Source organism: Sporosarcina sp. OR05 (assembly GCF_041414805.1).
Taxonomy (GTDB): Bacteria; Bacillota; Bacilli; order Bacillales_A; family Planococcaceae; genus Sporosarcina; species Sporosarcina saromensis.
In genome coordinates, this window is record NZ_JANKJL010000001.1 from 469,851 (window position 1) to 485,080 (window position 15,230).

Genomic DNA, 15,230 nt, shown 5'->3' on the forward strand with positions numbered 1-15,230 from the left:
CCCTCGTGGTAAGATAAATGAAGATGACGTTTTTAATTAAGGAGTGAATCGGATTTGTCAAAAGAGAAAGTGGTCCTTTTAGATGGAAATAGTTTAGCGTATCGCGCATTTTTTGCATTGCCGCTTTTAACGAATGATAGTGGAATTCATACGAACGCCGTATATGGATTTACAATGATGCTACAAAACATTTTATCCGAGGAAAAGCCGACACATATACTTGTTGCGTGGGATGCGGGAAAAACAACATTTAGACATGCGACGTTCGGTGAATATAAAGGTGGTAGACAGAAGACGCCACCTGAGCTTTCGGAGCAATTCCCTTATTTACGAAAATTACTAGACGCTTATGAGATACCGCAATATGAACTTGACCAGTATGAAGCGGATGACATTATTGGAACGCTGAGTAAAGTAGGCGCAGAAAAAGGTGCTGAAGTCGTAATTATCTCGGGTGATAAGGATTTGACGCAACTTGCGAGTGATCGTACAACTGTATGTATTACACGTAAAGGCATAACGGATCTGGAAAAATATACACCTGCACATATTGAGGAGAAATATGGTTTGACACCTGAGCAAATCATCGATATGAAAGGACTCATGGGAGATGCGTCCGACAATATACCTGGTGTGCCAGGTGTCGGAGAGAAAACAGCCATAAAATTATTAAAACAGTTCGGGACTGTAGAGAGCGTTTATGAGTCACTGGATGCAGTCACCGGTAAAAAGTTAAAAGAAAATTTGACAGCGAATGAAGAGCAGGCAATTATGAGTAAAAAGCTCGCGACGATTGAAGTCCAAGCACCTATTACAATCTCAATAGATGATTTGTCATATAAAGGGCCACGAGATGAGAAGGTAAAAGCGATTTACGAAGAACTTAAATTTAAGACGCTTCTTGAAAAAATGGCACCACAGGCGGAAAGTGCTGAAATGCAAGAAGCGATTGAGGTTGCAATCATTTCGGATGGAAATGCAGTTGAATTATCCGACGAAATGGCTATTCACGTTGAAATGATGGACGAGAATTATTTGTCGACGGATGTGTTAGGTGTCAGTATGACGGATGGACAAACAATTTCTTACATCCCGATAGAAGTTCTGCAAGCATCTTCAAAGTTAACAGCGTGGTTTCAAGATGAGTCAAAGAAAAAGTATGCGACGGATACGAAAGCGACCTATGCATCTTTATTGCGTTATGGGATTGAAACGAACGGATTTGATTTTGATTTGCTTTTAGCGACGTATATCGCAAACCCTTCATCGTCTTATACGGATGTTGCATCCGTTGCGAAAGAATTTAACTACAGTGAAGTTGAAATGGATGAAACGATTTACGGAAAAGGCGCAAAGAGAGCAGTGCCTGATGATCGTGTTGTTGCGGATCATGCAGGTAGGAAGGTGAAGGCGGTTTGGCTGTTGAAACCGAGGTTGGAAGAAAAATTGCGCGACAATGAGCAATTTGATTTGTACCATGAACTTGAAATGCCATTGGCGAAAATACTTGGCAAGATGGAATCCACCGGGGTAAAGACTGATCTCAGTATTCTCCAACAAATAGGTGTTGAATTATCAACACGGTTGTCAGAGTTGGAGTCCATTATTTACGAAATGGCTGGACAACCATTCAACATTAATTCACCTAAACAGCTAGGTGAAATCCTTTTTGAAAAGATAGGTTTGACACCAATTAAAAAGACAAAGACTGGCTATTCGACAGCTGCAGATGTGTTAGAAAAGCTTGAAAGTGAACATGAAATTATCGGGTTCATCTTAACGTATAGACAACTCGGTAAATTGAATTCGACTTATATTGAAGGATTATCCAAAGAAATCCATGAAGATGGGAAAATTCATACGCGCTTCCAACAAGCGTTGACACAGACTGGTCGGTTAAGTTCAATCAATCCGAATTTGCAAAATATACCCGTTCGTTTAGAGGAAGGGCGAAAAATTAGAGCTGCTTTCGTGCCTTCTGAACCGGGATGGATGATGTTTGCTGCCGATTATTCTCAAATTGAACTGCGTGTACTCGCGCATATTTCAAAAGATGAGAAAATGATTTCCGCTTTCCGTGAAGGAGAAGATATCCATACAAAAACAGCAATGGATGTTTTCGGAGTGGATCAAGACGGTGTCTCTTCTGATATGCGACGGACTGCTAAAGCCGTAAACTTTGGTATTGTCTATGGGATTAGTGATTATGGCCTGTCACAAAGTTTGAACATTACGCGCAAAGAAGCTGGGAAATTCATCGACACGTATTTGAAGACTTTCCCTGGTGTCAAACAATATATGGATGACATCGTATCAGATGCAAAGTTGAAAGGGTATGTCGTAACGATGATGAATCGCAGAAGGTATTTGCCGGATATTACGAGCTCCAATTTTAATTTGCGTAGCTTCGCAGAACGGACAGCTATGAATACACCGATTCAAGGAACTGCTGCAGATATTATAAAAAAAGCGATGATTGACATGGATGCACGATTGGAAGCTGAGAAAATGGAAGCGCGCATGCTGCTCCAAGTGCATGATGAGTTGATTTTTGAGGCTCCTGAACACGAAATAGAGAAATTGAAAGAAATCGTACCTGAAGTAATGGAATCTGCACTGCAACTGGATGTACCGTTACTAGTGGAATCTGCATTCGGCTTGTCTTGGTACGATACGAAATGAGGAATTGCTATGCCAGAACTACCGGAAGTGGAAGGGGTCGTACGTGAATTGGCCCCCGCTTCTTCAGGTCGGACGATTGTTGAAGTGGAAGTTTCTTCAGTTATCAAACAATCAAAAGAGCTAGGAAAAGAAGCGATCGTAAAAGGAAAAACGTTAGACGACTTTATAACAGAATTACCAGCAATGACAATTAAGAATGTTACACGTCGAAGCAAATATATTTACTTTCATCTAGAGAAAGAAGGACAATCCCATTTACTCGTCAGTCACTTAGGGATGACCGGCGCTTGGTTCGTCGTGGATAGCCCAGATGAAGTGAAAGAGAAAAGGTTCCGAGACCATATACATGTCGTGATGAAAATGCAAGATGGCGGTTTCTTAATTTACTCGGATATTCGCAGATTTGGTGAATTGCGCTTATTAAATAAGGAAGATGACTATACGCCGTTATTGAAGATGGCTCCAGAGCCATTCGAACAGGCTGCCATCGAACACTTTATTGAAATGGCTAAATTGCCTAAGTATGCACGGAAACCGATCAAAGAAGTGATCATGGATGGACAAATCATATCAGGATGTGGAAACATCTACGCAACAGAAGCACTGTTTCGGATGAATATCCATCCTGCCAGAGCGGCTGAACGTATAAGTGAAGAAAGAAAGCGTGCATTGTTTCAGGAAATCGTAATGGTGCTACAAGAAAGTATTGATGCAGGTGGGAGTTCAATCTCTGATTATCGTAACATTAATGGTGAAGCAGGCACGATGCAGACACGTCTACAAATGTACGGAAAAAAACATTGTAAAACGTGTGGACGTGATACGAAGAGCATGAAGATTGCGGGAAGAACTTCTGTCTACTGCCCCAAATGCCAGAGATGAAGGAGGTAGGTGCATGATTATTGGATTGACTGGTAGTATTGCAACCGGGAAAAGTACAGTAGCAAATATGCTGAAGAACAAAGGCTATGCAATTGTCGATGCGGATGAGATTGCAAGGAAAGTTGTTGAGCCCGGAAGTCCGGTACTTTCCCAGATTGTAGATGTATTTGGTCAAGATCTATTAACGGAAGTCGGGACATTGAACAGGGAACGCCTAGGGCATCGAATATTCAATAATGAAGAAGAACGGCAGAGGTTGAATGCGATTATGCATCCCGCTGTACGGAAAGAGATGCTTCGTCAAAAAGATGAATGGTTGCACAAAGGTGCACAGACAGTCATTATGGATATCCCTCTCTTGTTTGAAAGTAAGTTGCAATCTTTCGTTGAAAAGATTATTGTCGTTTCGGTCACGCCTTCTATCCAGCGTGAGAGATTAATGGAACGTAACAACTTAACCGAAGAAGAGGCAGATGCCAGGATACGTTCCCAAATTCCGGTTATTGAAAAAGAAGACCTTGCTGATGCTGTAATTTCTAACGATGGCACGAGAGAAGAGACTGAGAGACAGTTGGAACACATATTGCAACAATGGGGTGCTCGAGCATGAAAGTATTCTCTGAAAAGTGGAACATTGTAATTTTGTTCACAAACTCTTTGTTCCTACATAAATTATGCTATACTAATTAACGGATAAACGATATAAAGTATAACATTATGCAGGAGGATTTATTTCATGACTACTTCTATAGCGATTAATGGGTTTGGGCGCATCGGACGCATGGTTTTCCGCCAAATTATTATGGAGGACGATGTGAAAGTAGTAGCAGTGAACGCATCGTATCCGGCTGAAACGTTAGCACATTTGATTAAGTATGACACAAATCATGGAGTGTTTGATGGTGAGGTCGTTGTAGAGGAAAATGCTCTTGTAGTAAATGGAAAGCGTGTAGAATTAATAGCTGAGCGTGATCCATTGAAATTACCATGGAAACAACTTGGTGTGGACATTGTAATAGAAGCGACAGGCGTATTCAATGCCCGTGAAAAAGCCGCTCTTCATCTTGAAGCGGGGGCACAAAAAGTGATTTTGACTGCACCTGGTAAAAACGAAGACGTAACGATTGTCTTAGGTGTAAACGATGAAAAATTAGACATTGAAAAGCATGATGTCATTTCAAATGCTAGCTGTACAACAAACTGTCTTGCTCCTGTTGCAAAAGTGTTGAACGATACTTTTGGAATTGAGAACGGCTTGATGACGACTGTTCATTCGTATACGAATGATCAAAAGAACTTGGATAATCCACATAAGGATCTTCGTCGTGCTCGTGCTTGTGCACAATCAATCATACCGACTTCGACTGGAGCGGCTAAGGCATTGTCACTTGTATTACCAGAGCTTGAAGGGAAAATTCATGGTATGGCTTTACGTGTACCAACGCCGAATGTCTCTCTCGTCGACCTCGTAGTGGATGTGAAAAAGGATGTTACAGTCGAAGAAGTAAATGAAGCATTTATCAAAGCTGCAAATGGTGCGTTGGCAGGCATTCTTCGTTTCACAACTGAGCCACTTGTTTCGATCGACTTTAATACAACGAAAGAATCTGCAACAATTGATGGTCTTTCGACAATTGTCATGGGTGATCGCAAAGTAAAAGTGCTTGCTTGGTACGATAACGAGTGGGGTTATTCTGCACGTGTTGTAGAATTGACGAAGAAAGTTGCAAATGCATTGAATAACAAATTGAAAGCGTAAGGTCAATAATTCATAGAGGTTGTCGCTTCGTTAAGAATGGGAATCAGGCGTTGAACAATGCCTGGTGGCTGTTCTTGACAGTAAGCAGACAACCTCTTTTTCGTCGTGATTCCCTAAATCTTTCTTACATCCTTTTCGATTTTTCCCTTGAACATCTGTTATAATCAAAGGACTATACGGAAATACGGAGGAAGCTAAAATGATATGTCCAGCTTGTCATTACAATGGCACCCGAGTCATCGATTCCAGACCAGCTGAAGAGAATCGATCTATTCGGCGACGAAGAGAATGTGAGAAATGCGCATTTCGTTTTACGACTTTTGAAAAGGTCGAAGAAATGCCGCTCATTGTCGTCAAAAAAGACGGTACACGGGAAGAATTCAGCAACGAGAAATTATTACGAGGATTGATAAGGGCTTGTGAAAAGAGACCGGTTGATCTGGAAGCTCTTAAAAACATTGTTTATCATATTGAAAAAGAGTTAAGAAGTTCAGGGACAGTGGAGATTCGCTCAGAAAACGTAGGGGAAATGGTGATGGAAAAATTGGCGGATGTCGATGAAGTTGCCTATGTCCGTTTTGCATCTGTCTATCGTCAATACAAAGACATTACGGTTTTCATTGAAGAACTCCAAAATTTACAAACGAAAAAAGAGAGAAATTAAGCTTTGAAGCCTGAAAGAGAGGAGCTCCGACAATATGCTATATCAAGAATTACAACCGATTGACACTTATAAAATCATGATGTCGCATCCATTTTCGGATTATGATCGACAACTCCTCACTTTGTTTTACCAACCACTTATCGGACCGCAATCGATGAGTCTGTTTTTGTCGTTATGGGCGGATGCAGAGCGGAATCTTGATAGTGAATACAATCACTACCACCTCATGAACTTACTGACTATGCCACTTGGTCAAGTTTTTGAAGCTAGAATCTCTCTTGAAGCGATTGGCCTATTGCGGACATTTTGTAAGGAAGAGAGTGAAGACCGCTCGTTCATCTATGAACTTTTGCCGCCGATGGATGCGAAATCTTTCTTTGAAGATCCCTTATTGTCCACATTTTTATTCAGTAAGATTGGTGAAAATGCGTACCGTGGATTAAAAGCCCGGTTTACCCTCTCTGATCAAAAAATGGATGGCTATAATGAAGTTTCCCGTACATTTCTCGACGTCTACAAGCCGATCCGTTCAAGTGGATCGGAAATTGAACAGGAACCAACGAAACTATCAGGGAAATCGGTGTCAGAAGGCTTGCCATTTGCCAACTTTGATTTTGATTTCCAACTTCTTCGGGCAGGGTTATCAGAACAAATGGTACCTCAATCTGCACTTGCTTCCGTCTCAAAAGAGTTTATTGGGAAACTGGCATTTCTTTATTCACTAACGCCAATGGATATGCAAAAAGTAATTATGATGGCGTTGGATGAAGATTTGAATCTACCAGAAGAACGCTTACGAAAAGCTGCTACAGATTTCTACAAGCTGAATATTTCTCGTAATGCCCCTAAACTTGAAAAAGTTTTTCATAAGGAAGCACCTCCTCTTAAAAAAGAACCTGTCACTCGTGAAGATGAACTTTTACAGTACATGGAAACGGTCTCGCCGCGAGAAATGTTAAGGGATTATACAGGGAAAGAACCACTTCCTGTCGATGTGCAGCTTGCTGAACGTTTAGTAACGGTACACGGTTTTACAGTTGGCGTTGTCAATGTCCTGTTACATTATGTCATTATCCGAAATGACGGGAAAATAACGAAAAACTATGCAGAACGGATTGCGTCTCACTGGGCTAATAAAAAAATTACAACTGCAAAGCAAGCAATGGACATGTCTAGAAAAGAGCACGACCAATATATGCAATGGCAAAAAGAAGGAAGTAATCAGACAAACTCTCGAAAACAAAGGCAAGGAAGAGAAGAGAAGCTGCCGGAGTGGTTCCGTAAAAACGATGAAACAGATGATCGTAAACAAGCTAACAAAAAGGATGTTGACCCATCCATGGATGAAAAACGTCGTCAACTAATCGCCAAGTTAGATGCGATGAGAACGGAGGGGAAATAATAGGTGGAGCGAATCGGAAGTACATTAAGAAGGGTTGTCAATCCGTCAGAGTTGGCGGCTAGATATGAAGCGGTGCGAAATGAAGTGATGGAATCTCCCGCTGTTCAACAGTTTATTGAAGAGCATGCGGCTTCCATTGACAAAGCAGTTGTTGAGAAGAGTTTAATGAAGTTATATGAGTTTGTGTCTGCTTCACATCAATGTGAAAAGTGTCCACATCTGGATGGGTGCATAAACGTAATGAAAGGCTTTGAACCAAAACTTGTTTTGTCGCAAGGGTTCATTGACATTGATTATGTTAAATGTCCGAATAAATTGGTTGACGATGAAAGACGAAACATTACGAATATGATTGATAGTATGCACATGCCAAAAGATGTGATGGAAGCGCGTCTTCACCATGTCAATTTAGAGCATGATGACAGTCGCATTATTGCAATTGAAGCAGCCGCACAATTTCTTAGTGAATACAGTGAGACAGGAAAACTGCCGGAGCGCGGATTCTACATTTACGGGCCATTTGGAACGGGCAAATCTTATATTCTTGGAGCACTTGCGAATGAACTTGCTAATCGTCGAGTGAGGACAGTCATTGTTTATATTCCCGAGTTTCTGCGGGAAATTAAACAATCGATTCAAGACCAAACGTTCAATGACAAGATTGACTTTGTGAAGAAAGCGGAAGTCCTTATGTTAGATGATTTTGGTGCTGAATCCATCTCTGCCTGGGCGCGAGATGAAGTGCTAGGTACGATTTTACAATACCGAATGGCAGAGAAATTGCCTACTTTCTTTACCTCGAACTATAATTTTAAAGAGTTGGAGCATCACTTAGCGTATACGCAACGAGGTGAAAAGGAAGAGGTTAAAGCAGCGAGAATTATGGAACGCATTAAAACGGTAAGTAAACCGATTGAATTGAAAGGTTCCAACCTTAGAAATCGGAATTGACATGAAGGACAAATCGTCACTTGCAATTTTCTGAGACATTCCTTATACTAATGAGTATTATATTCGAAATGTATTGAAGAGGACATGAATCGATAGCTCCACTTACAGAGAACAGGGTCTTTAGGCTGCAAGCCCTGTAGTTGCGAACATCGATTTACCACCTCCGAACAGCATCAGTGAACTTCTTTAGTAGCTGATGACGGCCCCGGCCCGTTAGCCGTTTCAGAGCTCCATGTCCGCGAGTACGTATCGAGGATGTAGAAGGAAGAAGGGTGGAACCGCGAGCAATAGCTTCGTCCCTTTATTGGGATGGGGCTTTTTTTGTTCAAAAAAATCGAGTGAGGAGTGTTTACAATGGCAGAACAGATTCAATTAAAATTTCCAGATGGTGCGATAAAGGAATTTCCCGCCGGCACAACAACAGAAGAGGTTGCTGGATCCATCAGCCCTGGTCTAAGAAAAAGTGCGTTGGCAGGTAAGGTTGGAGAGAAACTTGTGGATTTGAAAACACCGATCCATGAAGATGGTGACATTGCCATCATTACTCCCCAATCAGATGAGGCGCTTGAAATCTTACGCCACAGTACTGCGCATTTACTTGCACAAGCGGTAAAACGCAAGTTTCCAGATGCAAAATTAGGGATTGGACCAGTCATTGACAATGGCTTCTATTATGACATCGATTCACCTACACCGATTACAGCGGAAGATTTGCCTGAACTTGAGAAGGAAATGAAACGCATTATCGGTGAAAATTTACCGATTATCCGCCATGATGTTTCGCGTGATGAAGCAGAAAAACGTTTCAAAGAAATTGACGATCCTTATAAGATTGAATTGCTTGAAGCGATTCCAGCCGGCGAGCAAGTGTCCATTTACGAGCAAGGAGAATTTTTCGACCTTTGTCGCGGAGTACACGTTCCATCCACAGGCAAGCTGAAGGAATTCAAGCTGTTAAGTATTGCGGGTGCATACTGGCGAGGCGATTCCAAGAACAAGATGCTGCAACGTATTTATGGAACAGCATTCTTCAAAAAAGAAGATTTACAAGAACATTTACGCTTGTTGGAAGAGGCGAAGGAACGGGATCACCGTAAAATCGGAAAAGAGTTGAATTTATTTACAAACTCCCAAAAAGTCGGTCAAGGCCTTCCTTTATGGCTACCTAAAGGTGCAACAATCCGTCGAATCATTGAAAGATATATTGTCGATAAAGAAGTGAAGCTTGGTTACGATCACGTTTATACACCAGTGCTCGGAAGTAAAGCGTTGTACGAAACATCAGGTCACTGGGGGCATTACCAGGACGGCATGTTCCCGGTCATGAGTATGGACAATGAAGACCTAGTGCTCCGTCCGATGAACTGCCCACACCATATGATGATTTATAAAAATGGCATTCATTCTTATCGGAACTTGCCTGTCCGTATTGCAGAACTCGGCACAATGCATCGTTATGAAATGTCAGGCGCATTGTCAGGGTTACAACGTGTCCGTGGGATGACTTTAAATGATGCACACATCTTTGTTCGTCCGGATCAAATCAAAGACGAATTCCGTCGAGTTGTTCAATTAATTATTGATGTGTATAAAGATTTCAATATTGAAGATTACTCATTCCGTTTATCGTACCGTGATCCTGCAGATACTGAAAAATATTATGATGATGATCAAATGTGGGAACATGCACAGCGTCTATTGAAAGAAACAATGGATGAAATGGGCTTGGACTATGTAGAAGCAATTGGAGAAGCAGCATTCTATGGTCCTAAGCTGGACGTTCAAGTTAAAACAGCGATTGGCATGGAAGAAACACTTTCAACTGCACAGCTTGATTTCTTACAGCCGGAGCGCTTTGAATTGACATATATCGGGGAAGACGGAAAGCAACACCGTCCTGTTGTGATCCATCGTGGTGTCGTTTCAACAATGGAACGTTTTGTGGCTTTCTTAATCGAAGAGTACAAAGGCGCGTTCCCGACATGGCTAGCACCTGTCCAAGTCGAAGTGATTCCAGTTTCACCTGATGCACATTTTGAGTATGCCAATAAAGTGAAAGAACAGTTGGTTGCTGCAGGCTACCGCGTAGATCTCGATAGCCGTGATGAGAAAATTGGTTATAAGATTCGTGAAGCGCAAGTACAAAAAATTCCTTATATGCTAGTACTAGGCGATAAAGAAGTCGAGTCTGGAGAAGTGAATGTACGTAAATATGGTGAGCAAAAATCAGAAAGCATGCCGTTTGAGGACTTCCTGAATATGATTAAAGCGGATGTTTCACACGAAGAATAAATTCTTGAAGTGTTGAGCTGTTTATGTTTAGCCGGGTAATCGAGTTTACCTGGCTGAACTTTTTAACAGCATTGCGGCAAGTGAAAGTAGCCATTTAAATTTAATAGTTGACATTCCTTTTATTGAATGGTAGACTTATTAAGGTTAATGAATACAGTTTGTGGTATAAGAAGGAGCTGCCCGCTTCTCACCTGATCGACGCTTTACGTTGTTGACAGGTCAGCACATCAGTGAACGTGCCGTACACGTAGGTGTACGTACACATAAGCGGGTAGACAAATGTACTGTTTGTCTACCTTTTTTATTGTCCGGATTACGGGCACCAGTCCCTCGGAATTGCTACGTTCCTAAAGGAAATTGCATGATAGCTGTTTTTTTACGGGTTATTTAGCTTTTTTTCTGAACGTTCCGGTGCCCTGTGCTCTTCTTAATCGAATGGACTATGGGGCCCCTGCCGGAATGGTGGGCGGTATACCCAAACCGTGTATTCGCGAGACAACATTCGGAGGTGGATTACTATTAGCAAAGACATGTACGTAAACGAGGGCATCCGTGCCCGCGAGCTGCGCCTAATTGACCACAATGGCGACCAGCTTGGAATCAAATCACGCAATGAGGCACTTGATATTGCAGCCCGCGCGAATTTGGATCTTGTCCTTGTCGCTCCAACAGCAAAACCCCCTGTAGCCCGCGTTATGGACTACGGAAAATTCAAGTTCGAACAACAAAAGAAAGAACGCGAAGTGAGAAAGAACCAAAAAATCATTAACGTCAAAGAAGTGCGCTTAAGCCCAACAATTGACGAACATGATTTCCAAACAAAGCTTCGTAACGGTATCAAATTCTTGCAAGCAGGGGACAAAGTAAAAGCGTCTATCCGTTTCCGTGGTCGTGCAATTACGCACAAGGAAATTGGTCAACGTGTATTGGACCGCTTTGCAGAAGAATGCAAGGAATTCTCAACGGTTGAAGTGAAACCGAAAATGGAAGGCCGGAGCATGTTCCTAATACTTGCACCGACTGCCGAAAAAAAGTAACACGAACGATTTAGGAGGAACAGATCATGCCAAAAATGAAAACTCACCGCGGATCCGCAAAACGTTTCAAAAAAACAGCAACTGGTAAAGTGAAACGCGGCCGTGCTTACACAAGTCACCTTTTTGCTAACAAGTCTACGAAAGCTAAACGCCACTTGCGCAAAGCTTCACTTGTTTCTTCTGGCGACTACAAACGTATCCGTGAAATGATCACATACATGAAGTAAGACTTTCAAACCCGTTCATAAGGGAAGACATCGAGGTATGTCAAACGACGCCAGCCTAACTTCTCATTGAACAACTATTACAACATTCTTTAGGAATAGCAGGAGGTAATGAACTATGCCACGCGTAAAAGGTGGAACAGTGACGCGCAAGCGCCGTAATCGAGTATTGAAATTAGCCAAAGGTTACTTTGGTTCAAAACATAGACTTTACAAAGTAGCAAACCAACAGGTCATGAAATCATTCAACTATGCATACCGTGACCGCCGTCAAAAGAAACGTGATTTCCGTAAACTATGGATTACACGTATCAACGCAGCTGCACGCATGAACGGTCTTTCTTACAGCACACTTATGCACGGTTTAAAAGTTGCTGGTATCGAAGTAAACCGCAAAATGCTAGCTGACCTTGCAGTAACAGATGCACAAGCATTTGCACAACTTGCAGAAACAGCAAAAAAATCAGTCGCAAAATAATTGATTGACGATAAAAAAGCCCTTTAACCGATTTAATTGGTTGAAGGGCTTTTTGTATGTGTTTTTGAGGAGAGGGGAGTATTGTGATGCGAGGGAAGAGTGTTGTGATACGACGGGATTATGTTGCGATGCGAAGCGTTTACGTTGTGATACGCCACGAGTGTTGTGATGCGAGGGAAGAGTGTTGTGATACGGCGGGTTTATGTTGTGATGCGAAGGGTTTACGTTGTGATACGCCACGAGTATTGCGATGCGAGGGAAGAGTGTTGTGATACGCCGGGTTTACGTTGCGATGCGAAGCGTTTACGTTGTGATACGCCTCGAGTATTGTGATGCGAGGGAAGAGTGTTGTGATACGACGGGTTTATGTTGTGATGCGAAGGGTTTACGTTGTGATACGCCTCGAGTATTGCAATTGTCTACCGCCAATGCCGTCAAAACCATGCCAGGAACGACTGTAGTGGTTTTATACATATGAAAGCAATTCATTATCCTTCCAATTGCAACTCGCTACCGTGTAAAATAATAGGGGGAGTTGAATCATATGAATGAAATTTTCATTAGTTGGATACTGTTTGTATCAATATGGGCTTTTGCAGCGATGGGCTACGATAAAAGACAGGCAAAACGCAAAGCGAGACGGGTGCCGGAGAAGAATCTTTGGTTTCTTGCATTTGTGGGTGGTGCAATTGGCTCTTATGCAGGAATGTTGATCTTTAATCATAAAACACGGCGAACAACATTTAGGGTTGGCTTTCTACTATTAGCGGTTGTGTACATACTGCTCATCCTTTATTTACTGGGAATCGATATATTGAAAATTACTTCTAGATAAGAGAGTCGTATGGAATAAACATACCGCATGGAATTAAGTATCTTGTAACTTAATCGCATGCGGTATCTAGCATTATTCTTACTCGCTCGTTTTCTTCATCAACTGCTCAATTCGATTCTTCCAACTAACTTCAGCTTGAGGATAGTTCGATTGAATTTCCGAAGAGAGGAAATGAAAATCATCTTTCGTAAATCCTTGAAGTTTTGTTTCGTCCTTTACCCAAACGAAAATAGAGACTACTTCGAACGCGTTATCTGTCGTACCTAAATACTTCTCTCCTTCGAACAGCGCCCCTTTATACGTAATAAAGAAGTTTTTCCGTACATTTTTTACATCATCATAAAAGTAATACTGTTCTCGTTCATACGCATCATCCAATTTCCGCATAGGATCGATTACATAACGTATACCTCGATAAAATAAGTAGATGATGAAAGCGATAATGAAAATACGGATTACGAAGATCATACTTGCCATCCCCTTAAAGAAAAATAAATTTAGTCATCTACGTATACGGATGACAAACAGTTTGGTTTCAAGATATTCAAAAAAAAATCAATTATCTCTCCGAAATTACTTGCTGTCAAAATATTCTCTAATTAACAAAAAGAATTGCGGAAATAATAGGTGTTTATTACTATACTTTGCGCATTTTTAATTTATACATATAGTAGTTCTTATTATCTAATTTTAACCCTTTTTTTCGAAATAACAACTCGAACTTACATAAAAGTAAATAGTGTAAATGAATTAATGAAATAAAATAAGTTTATCAAGAAATAAAACGTTCGCTTTCATATACCTATGCGTTATAATTAACATAGCTAGTTTGGTTTCAAGATATTTTTATTTCGGAGGGATTGTTTAATGAATTTAACAACACTATTTGATATGCAGAAGGAATTGGATGCATATATACAAACGAATCAGGAAGTACGTCGAGATGTATTTCAAGAAAAAGGACTAGCGCTTATTATTGAACTTGCTGAATTAGCAAATGAAACTAGATGTTTTAAATTTTGGAGTACAAAAGGTCCTTCAGAAAAAGAAATCATACTGGAAGAGTATGTGGACTCCATACATTTTCTACTTTCACTAGGTATTGAAAAAAACTTGGATACGCTTGATTATTGGCCGGACGGTGAAGTTTCTGGAGACTTAACCTCAATATTTCTTCAAACAATTTCTGCCATTCAACAATTCATCTTACATAGCTCAATGGAACATTACATAAACGTATGGGTTCACTATGATGCGATTGCAAAAGCATTGGATTTTAGAACAAAAGATATTATACATGCATATATCCATAAAAATGAAGAAAATTATAAGCGACAACAAACCGGGTATTAATCCTTTATATAAAAATAATTAGGATTGACATATTGAACTAGGAAAAATATGATAGAGATAAGTATATTGGAGGGGGCATAACGGTGAACGATTGGAGTAAAGAAGACTTTGGGATAAGACTAAAGACCTTGAGAGAGCAGAGAGGCTTATCAATGATGGCTTTTGGCGCCGCGATAGGAACGTCAGCAAGTAGAATAAAAGATTGGGAAAAAGGTAAGAATGCCCCTTCGGCAGCATGGATTGCAAAAATTTCTGAGCGATTTAATGTATCCACGGATGAATTAATTTTAGGTGATCCAAAAACATCTCGAGCTTTTACACCGAGTGGTTCCTCAAATGTAGATATGTTGTATGAACGTTTACGCGAGAACTTAATCATCGGAAAAGAAAATGATGAGCAAGGCGAAAAAATCACAGACTTATATATTTCGATTGATGCTGAAAATAAAGAACGTTATCGAAGTGGTCGTGGACGAAGACTTGCTGAACGTGAGTTACTGTCCATCTTGACGGAGTTGCCGAAAAAAGATGTGTTGGAATTGCTTGAACTTGCGAAAGTGAAGAAACGCTGGTTATAAATGATACATTGCAGAGCCTTTTTACGAAATGTGATATATTGAAAATTGGCTTCTTATACAAATAGGAAAAGGCGCAAAGGATTAATCTTTGCG

The 15,230-nt window shown here is 40.9% G+C and carries 15 protein-coding genes and 1 other annotated feature; of the genes, 14 read left to right on the forward strand and 1 reads right to left on the reverse strand.

Going from position 1 to position 15,230, the window contains the following annotated elements; translation table 11 throughout:
* Positions 1 to 54 precede the first annotated feature (54 nt).
* The 12 genes from polA to NRI27_RS02200 all read left to right on the forward strand — a co-directional run bounded on the left by polA (position 55) and on the right by NRI27_RS02200 (position 13,206).
* Positions 55 to 2,682 (forward strand): DNA polymerase I, encoded by a 2,628-nt coding sequence (gene polA / locus NRI27_RS02145; RefSeq protein WP_371389360.1) that lies wholly within the window; start codon positions 55 to 57, stop codon positions 2,680 to 2,682.
* Between the two features lie 9 nt (positions 2,683 to 2,691).
* Positions 2,692 to 3,564 carry a bifunctional DNA-formamidopyrimidine glycosylase/DNA-(apurinic or apyrimidinic site) lyase gene (gene mutM / locus NRI27_RS02150; protein ID WP_371389361.1) on the forward strand — a complete coding sequence of 291 codons (873 nt, stop codon included), beginning with the start codon at positions 2,692 to 2,694 and terminating at the stop codon, positions 3,562 to 3,564.
* 13 nt (positions 3,565 to 3,577) lie between these two features.
* Entirely contained in the window at positions 3,578 to 4,174 is a 597-nt protein-coding gene (gene coaE, locus NRI27_RS02155; protein WP_371389362.1) for a dephospho-CoA kinase, read from the forward strand.
* Between the two features lie 126 nt (positions 4,175 to 4,300).
* Entirely contained in the window at positions 4,301 to 5,323 is a 1,023-nt protein-coding gene (locus NRI27_RS02160; protein WP_371389363.1) for a glyceraldehyde-3-phosphate dehydrogenase, read from the forward strand.
* Between the two features lie 199 nt (positions 5,324 to 5,522).
* The gene (nrdR, locus tag NRI27_RS02165; protein ID WP_317942865.1) at positions 5,523 to 5,987 is read left to right on the forward strand and encodes a transcriptional regulator NrdR; all 465 of its coding nucleotides are present in this window, start codon (positions 5,523 to 5,525) and stop codon (positions 5,985 to 5,987) included.
* Between the two features lie 34 nt (positions 5,988 to 6,021).
* Entirely contained in the window at positions 6,022 to 7,389 is a 1,368-nt protein-coding gene (locus NRI27_RS02170) for a replication initiation and membrane attachment family protein (protein ID WP_371389364.1), read from the forward strand.
* Positions 7,390 to 7,392: 3 nt separating this feature from the next.
* Positions 7,393 to 8,340, forward strand: a complete 948-nt coding sequence (gene dnaI / locus NRI27_RS02175) for a primosomal protein DnaI (protein WP_371389365.1) — start codon at positions 7,393 to 7,395, stop codon at positions 8,338 to 8,340.
* A 64-nt stretch (positions 8,341 to 8,404) separates the two neighbouring features.
* Positions 8,405 to 8,644 (forward strand) — a binding site (T-box leader).
* A 50-nt stretch (positions 8,645 to 8,694) separates the two neighbouring features.
* Positions 8,695 to 10,632, forward strand: coding sequence for a threonine--tRNA ligase (gene thrS, locus NRI27_RS02180; protein WP_371389366.1), 1,938 nt, complete (start codon positions 8,695 to 8,697; stop codon positions 10,630 to 10,632).
* 530 nt (positions 10,633 to 11,162) lie between these two features.
* Positions 11,163 to 11,669: a translation initiation factor IF-3 gene (gene infC / locus NRI27_RS02185; RefSeq protein WP_317942871.1), complete on the forward strand. Its 507-nt coding sequence runs from the start codon at positions 11,163 to 11,165 to the stop codon at positions 11,667 to 11,669.
* Between the two features lie 26 nt (positions 11,670 to 11,695).
* Positions 11,696 to 11,896 carry a 50S ribosomal protein L35 gene (gene rpmI, locus NRI27_RS02190; RefSeq protein WP_041075504.1) on the forward strand — a complete coding sequence of 67 codons (201 nt, stop codon included), beginning with the start codon at positions 11,696 to 11,698 and terminating at the stop codon, positions 11,894 to 11,896.
* A gap of 115 nt (positions 11,897 to 12,011) precedes the next feature.
* On the forward strand, positions 12,012 to 12,371 hold the full coding sequence (gene rplT, locus NRI27_RS02195) for a 50S ribosomal protein L20 (protein WP_060209871.1): 360 nt from the start codon (positions 12,012 to 12,014) through the stop codon (positions 12,369 to 12,371).
* A 544-nt stretch (positions 12,372 to 12,915) separates the two neighbouring features.
* Positions 12,916 to 13,206: a DUF1294 domain-containing protein gene (locus tag NRI27_RS02200; protein ID WP_371389367.1), complete on the forward strand. Its 291-nt coding sequence runs from the start codon at positions 12,916 to 12,918 to the stop codon at positions 13,204 to 13,206.
* A gap of 78 nt (positions 13,207 to 13,284) precedes the next feature.
* On the opposite strand, the gene NRI27_RS02205 is transcribed toward NRI27_RS02200, so the two are convergent.
* On the reverse strand, positions 13,285 to 13,674 hold the full coding sequence (locus tag NRI27_RS02205; RefSeq protein WP_371389368.1) for a sigma-w pathway protein ysdB: 390 nt from the start codon (positions 13,672 to 13,674) through the stop codon (positions 13,285 to 13,287).
* A 399-nt stretch (positions 13,675 to 14,073) separates the two neighbouring features.
* Here NRI27_RS02205 and NRI27_RS02210 point away from each other — a divergent pair, with 399 nt between their 5' ends.
* Together NRI27_RS02210 and NRI27_RS02215 are read left to right on the forward strand one after the other, a co-directional pair.
* Positions 14,074 to 14,559: a dUTP diphosphatase gene (locus tag NRI27_RS02210; RefSeq protein WP_371389369.1), complete on the forward strand. Its 486-nt coding sequence runs from the start codon at positions 14,074 to 14,076 to the stop codon at positions 14,557 to 14,559.
* 83 nt (positions 14,560 to 14,642) lie between these two features.
* Positions 14,643 to 15,137: a helix-turn-helix domain-containing protein gene (locus NRI27_RS02215; protein ID WP_317942882.1), complete on the forward strand. Its 495-nt coding sequence runs from the start codon at positions 14,643 to 14,645 to the stop codon at positions 15,135 to 15,137.
* Positions 15,138 to 15,230: the final 93 nt, after the last annotated feature.

What these genes read in the sequence shown, in the direction of transcription:
- coaE (WP_371389362.1), top strand. Translation starts at nt 3,578, where the DNA reads ATGATTATTGGATTGACTGGTAGTATTGCAACCGGGAAAAGTACAGTA.
- rplT (WP_060209871.1), top strand. Translation starts at nt 12,012, where the DNA reads ATGCCACGCGTAAAAGGTGGAACAGTGACGCGCAAGCGCCGTAATCGA.
- rpmI (WP_041075504.1), top strand. Translation starts at nt 11,696, where the DNA reads ATGCCAAAAATGAAAACTCACCGCGGATCCGCAAAACGTTTCAAAAAA.
- mutM (WP_371389361.1), top strand. Translation starts at nt 2,692, where the DNA reads ATGCCAGAACTACCGGAAGTGGAAGGGGTCGTACGTGAATTGGCCCCC.
- NRI27_RS02170 (WP_371389364.1), top strand. Translation starts at nt 6,022, where the DNA reads ATGCTATATCAAGAATTACAACCGATTGACACTTATAAAATCATGATG.
- nrdR (WP_317942865.1), top strand. Translation starts at nt 5,523, where the DNA reads ATGATATGTCCAGCTTGTCATTACAATGGCACCCGAGTCATCGATTCC.
- thrS (WP_371389366.1), top strand. Translation starts at nt 8,695, where the DNA reads ATGGCAGAACAGATTCAATTAAAATTTCCAGATGGTGCGATAAAGGAA.
- infC (WP_317942871.1), top strand. Translation starts at nt 11,163, where the DNA reads ATGTACGTAAACGAGGGCATCCGTGCCCGCGAGCTGCGCCTAATTGAC.
- NRI27_RS02210 (WP_371389369.1), top strand. Translation starts at nt 14,074, where the DNA reads ATGAATTTAACAACACTATTTGATATGCAGAAGGAATTGGATGCATAT.
- NRI27_RS02205 (WP_371389368.1), bottom strand. Translation starts at nt 13,674, where the DNA reads ATGATCTTCGTAATCCGTATTTTCATTATCGCTTTCATCATCTACTTA.
- NRI27_RS02200 (WP_371389367.1), top strand. Translation starts at nt 12,916, where the DNA reads ATGAATGAAATTTTCATTAGTTGGATACTGTTTGTATCAATATGGGCT.
- NRI27_RS02160 (WP_371389363.1), top strand. Translation starts at nt 4,301, where the DNA reads ATGACTACTTCTATAGCGATTAATGGGTTTGGGCGCATCGGACGCATG.